The organism is Pseudomonas sp. NMI542_15 (assembly GCF_021283425.1).
GTDB classification, from domain to species: domain Bacteria; phylum Pseudomonadota; class Gammaproteobacteria; order Pseudomonadales; family Pseudomonadaceae; genus Aquipseudomonas; species Aquipseudomonas fortuita.
This window is the reverse complement of sequence record NZ_JAJSRO010000049.1, coordinates 1-4,890: the sequence shown is the minus strand read 5'-3', so window position 1 is coordinate 4,890 and position 4,890 is coordinate 1. Positions and strand designations below refer to the sequence as shown.

Annotated in this window: 4 protein-coding genes; 2 read left to right on the top strand and 2 right to left on the bottom strand. The window is 57.5% G+C overall.

Annotation, left to right across the window (positions count from 1 at the left end):
• Positions 1 to 266: 266 nt before the first annotated feature.
• Positions 267 to 1,193 carry a LysR family transcriptional regulator gene (locus LU684_RS30240; RefSeq protein WP_003464940.1) on the bottom strand — a complete coding sequence of 309 codons (927 nt, stop codon included), beginning with the start codon at positions 1,191 to 1,193 and terminating at the stop codon, positions 267 to 269.
• A gap of 80 nt (positions 1,194 to 1,273) precedes the next feature.
• On the opposite strand from LU684_RS30240, the gene LU684_RS30235 reads away from it, so the two are divergent.
• Both LU684_RS30235 and LU684_RS30230 read left to right on the top strand, forming a co-directional pair.
• Positions 1,274 to 2,596 (top strand): MFS transporter, encoded by a 1,323-nt coding sequence (locus tag LU684_RS30235; RefSeq protein WP_049273832.1) that lies wholly within the window; start codon positions 1,274 to 1,276, stop codon positions 2,594 to 2,596.
• Positions 2,597 to 2,622: 26 nt separating this feature from the next.
• Entirely contained in the window at positions 2,623 to 3,552 is a 930-nt protein-coding gene (locus LU684_RS30230; protein ID WP_003464945.1) for a carbon-nitrogen hydrolase family protein, read from the top strand.
• 363 nt (positions 3,553 to 3,915) lie between these two features.
• On the opposite strand, the gene LU684_RS30225 is transcribed toward LU684_RS30230, so the two are convergent.
• A partial coding sequence (locus tag LU684_RS30225; protein WP_256805147.1) for a DEAD/DEAH box helicase occupies positions 3,916 to 4,890 on the bottom strand: 975 nt, incomplete at its 5' end.

Below are 4,890 nucleotides of genomic sequence, written 5' to 3'. Positions count from 1 at the left end.
GTGTGTTTGGCGACTGCCAATTTACCTGCTTCCCTGACTGTCAACTCGCTCTTCCCCCAGACTCCGCGAAGAACCAAAAAAAACGGATCATGCGAAATCCTTCGTTGAGTTTGGCGCGGGTTTTTAGCAAATCAGCTGGCCCGCGATCCGGTTGAGAGTGATCCGAAGCGGTCCTTGACGACCGGCACAAATCGGTCAGAAGCGGTCGATGATTCCAATAAATCCGCCCCCTTTTTCCCGTAACTCCTGGCTACCTGCGACCAAGTCTAAGCAAGCTTCTGTGTCAGCTGCCCGATGAATAGCCGCAGCCATTCGTGCTGAGGCTTACTGTTCTTGGCAATGTCCCAAACCATGAAGCATCGAAATGATGGAACCGGAATCGGCGCCGGACAAATACTTAGCCGAGTCATGGCCGAATAGCTCTCGGCGGCGAACGTGGGAATTGTGGCTATCGCGCCGCTGCTGATCAACGTGGTGAGCGCGCCACTGAAGTGGGTGAATGAGGCTATAACACGCCTCGAATAGCCCGCCGCTTCGAACATGTCGTCGATAAAGCCGCGGCGGCCGTCATAGGAAACTCGCACATGGCTTGCCTCGAAGTACTCCTCCAGGCCGATAGGTGTGCCTGCGTTGTCTGCGCCAGGCAGGTACAAGCAGGAGTATGACGAGGAAAACAGCACCTTGGATGAATACCCGCTGCTGAAGTCTTTCGGCTCGCTGCAAATCACTAGATCCATGTCCGGATCTTGTAGCGACTGTTTCCACAGTGAGCTGTTGCTCTGATGGAACGAAAAGCTCACTCCCAGCCCCTGATCCGCTGCGGCGTTAACGATCCGCGGAGCGAGATAGGCCTCAATATCATCGGACAGACCGATGTTGAAAATGTAGCTCGAGTCGTGTGCGGAGAAATCCGGCTCTGCCCCAAGCACGCCTGAGATAGACGTAAGGGCCTCGGCGATCTTCGGCGCCAGCTCCATCGCCCTACGGGTTGGCTGCATTCCGGAAGCGGTGCGGATAAAGAGCTCATCTCCGAAATGCTCACGCAAACGACGCAACGCCGAGCTAACTGCCCCCTGGGTCACATGCAGCATGGCCGAGGCTCGGGTGGCACTGCGCTCGGTCATCAGGCAGTGGAACGTCAGCAGCAGGTTCAGATCAATTCTCGAGATATTACGTACACTAATCCGGCTCATATTTTCTAATCGTTTGCTCTGCGGCCGAGAGGATTCATAGTCTGCTGCCCATACACACCTAAGAAAAGCTGGGGAGCACCGTGGACGCAATTAATAAAAAAGTAAATCCAAGCAGTATCCATACCAAGGGTGAGCAGTCAGACATTCGCAAGCGTGCAATCGCGGTGGGTATCGGCAACTTCATGGAGTGGTTCGACTTCGCCATCTACGGCTACTTCGCTGCCGTGATCGGTATGTTGTTCTTCCCCTCTAGCGCCCCAGGTGTATCGCTGCTGTCGTCGCTGGCAGTGTTCGCCGTAGGCTTCGTATCGCGACCATTTGGAGCATTGATTCTGGGGCCCATCGGTGACCGCCTCGGTCGCCGCGCGGTGCTTATCATCACTGTCTTCGGTATGGGTGTGTGCACCACGATCATCGGACTTTTGCCCACCTATGAGGCAATCGGTATCGCTGCACCTGTCTTGCTGATCGTCATGCGTTTCGTGCAAGGCATGATGGTAGGGGGCGAATGGTCTAGCGCAGGTATCTACATCGTAGAGAGTGCTCCGTCCAACCGCCGCGCGACGGCAGCCAGCGTTATCACTGGAACGGCTGGCTTGGCCTTCTTGTTTGGTACGTTCACCGCCGCGAGCCTCACCTCAACACTCGATGACCAGCAACTGGCGTCCTGGGGCTGGCGGATCCCATTCGTTGCCTCCATCGTGATGACCGGTATCGCCATCTTCATCCGCCGGAAGCTGGGTGATACCCCCGTGTATGAAGAGCTGGTACGTCAACGCGATTCACAACAGTTCGAAGCACCGAGCAAGTCTGTACACCGTCGCGCCTTCATCACTACTTTCGCCTTCTCAGCGCTGTTCGGCGTCTCGCTCTACTACTTCATCACCTACGCCAATAACCACCTGGTCACTACCGTTGGGCTACCACGAAGCAATGCACTATGGCTGTGCAGCATCGCGCTGGTTGTCTATGTCATTGCCAATCCACTGATCGGCCGGCTCAGCGACAGCATCGGGCGACGCAAGCTGCTGCTCAGTGCTGCTGCCGCACTCTCTGTACTGGCCTATCCAATCTTCCTGCTGCTCAACACCGGCAACCCAGTGGCAATCCTCGCAGGATTGATCGTTCTGGGACTACTTGTGGCTGTAACTGCGGTGATGGATGTGGTGCTGCTGGTTGAAGTCTTTCCAGCGTCCATCCGCTCCACGGGAGCAGCGCTCGGTCACAACCTGGCCCTGGCGACACTCGCAGGCCCAGGCCCCTTCATTGCCGCCGCCCTGATTAGCCAGGCTGGCGACGCGAACATCCCTGCCGCCTATCTAGCAGCCGTCTCGCTGGCATGCCTCATCGTGCTGTGGAAGACCTTGCCGGAAACCCGCGACAACGACATCACACGTTTCTAGGTTCTTACTGCCCTCAGGAGTTTTTCATGACCAAAATTGCAGTCATCCAGGCCGCCTCTGTTCCTTATGATCCTGCAGCCAGCGTTGAAAAGGCTTCCACAATTCTGCGGCGCGTAGCAGATCAAGGTGCAAGGCTGGCCGTATTCCCTGAAGCGTTCATTGGCGGATATCCCAAGGGGATAGCTTTCGGTAGCGTAGTGGGTAATCGCAGCATCAGCGGGCGTGAGCTGTACCAACGCTATGTCGATGGGGCTGTGACGCTGGATGGGCCGGAACTGGCATTGCTTGCTGAAAGTGTCGAGCACACAGGGGTTACCACTGTGATTGGTGTAATCGAGCGCTTCGGTCGCACCCTTTACTGCACCGCGGTCACCATCGCCCCAGGCCGGGGTATTGCCGGTTACCACCGCAAGCTGATGCCCACCGGCCAGGAACGACTAATTTGGGGCTTCGGTGATGGCTCGACAATCGAGCCTGTAGAAACTGATTTTGGCGTCCTGGGGAGCGTGATTTGCTGGGAGAACTACATGCCAGCACTACGCCAGGCCATGTATGCCCAGGGTGTTCAGATCTACTGCGCCCCGACAGCAGATGACCGTCCGTCCTGGGCCAGCTCCATGGTGCACATTGCTCTTGAAGGGCGTGTTTATGTGTTGTCAGCCTGCCAGGCAATCCGTCTTGGTGAATACCCACAACAGCACCGCGATGCATTCGGCCTGGAGTTCAACGAGGACGATTACGTGATGCGAGGGGGCAGCATGGTTGTAAGTCCGCTCGGAGAAGTACTGGCAGGGCCGGTGTTCGACTGCGAGACAGAAATCTATGCAGACCTCAATATGGATCTGCTTAGCCAAGCCAACTTGGACTTTGATGTCGTCGGCCATTATGCCCGGCCGGACATCTTTGAACTCAAGGTGAACATTGCCCCGCAGGCCCCGGTAACCCTGGAGCGATAAGTAGAGCCTGTTTAGTGAAATCCTCCCTTTGACCGTCCAGTTTGGGCATGACTGCTTTAGGGATAGAGCCGCCGCAAGGCGGCTTTTTATTGCTGGCCAGGTTGTTGCCGCCATTTCCTGTGTAGCGAGGGCTTAGGCCCAAACCGATTTGCCAAGACAGATAACTCACCGACTTAACGTCCGCTTGTGGCACAAAGCGGACCAGCTATCGGCCAAGAGATGCCTTTCGCGAATAGCTGAACGCCCCGAGAGCGCATTGGGCCGCTCGGCGCGGAATTGGTGAAAGGCTGGTGACTGGCCTGTGTTGGCTCGGTCAGACTTCGGGCAGCCTCACCCTAGTTGGGGCTAACTGCTTACCGACCATCAGAGGCAAGCCAACAACAACTGCCGATAGTGCTGAGAAAAACTGACCTGATAGCTCGGCTCAGCAGCAAAATCCCCCAGCGAGTAGGCACCCGCCAAACCTGCACCAAGACTTTGCCCGGCCTCGCCTCCACCGCAGCCATCGATATCGCAGGTAGCCCCCATCCCACCAGCCATCGAACCAGAAGAGGCAGCGGGCATCTTCACCCGGCTCAGCACTGCCAGGTCATCCGGCAGATCATCCGCAATGCGCTCCGCAAAGCGCCGCAATGTTGGCTCCGCCAGCATGAACAGCCAAGCCTGATCATCGGACTCGCCCATCCGCCGCAGCACGCGCCCCAGGACTTGCCGGTAGTGCAGCTCAGTACGGATGCGGCTGAGGTAGCAGCACACCTGCAGGCGGGGGATATCCGTACCCTCGCTGATCATCCCAACAGCGACGATCCAGCGGCAATCACTGTGCCTGAACGCATTGATCACCTGTTGGGCATTCGGAGTCCGGTTGGTCACTACGCGGCAACCTTCCCCGCTGGCTTCCAGAGCCTGGACAATCTGCTGGGCGTGCTCAATATCGGTGGCGACCACCAGGCCGGCTGCATCCGGCTTGATCTGGCGAAGCTCATCCAGCTTGGCGCATCCCAGGCCGAGCAGTTGGTCGATCACCTCGTCATGGCGCAACAGCTCTTCGAAGGTGACGGGGGATTCACCAAGCAGCTTGGCGATGCTGGGGAACAGCCTGACGGTGCTCTCGGTCTCCAGTTCTTCAGTTAGCTTCACCTTCTGGTTATCGAGAAGGACGATGCGGGGCGCGCGGCACACCCCGTCGGCAATGGCCTCCCTCAGGCCATAGCGGTAGTCGCAGATCAGGTGTCCCTCGGGGGACGAGTAGCGGGCCAGGGTGTTGCCGCTGACCGAAAACTGACCCAGTAGAGGCTGTTCTGCCGACTGAAAACTGACCCAGGTGTTCAACTGCTT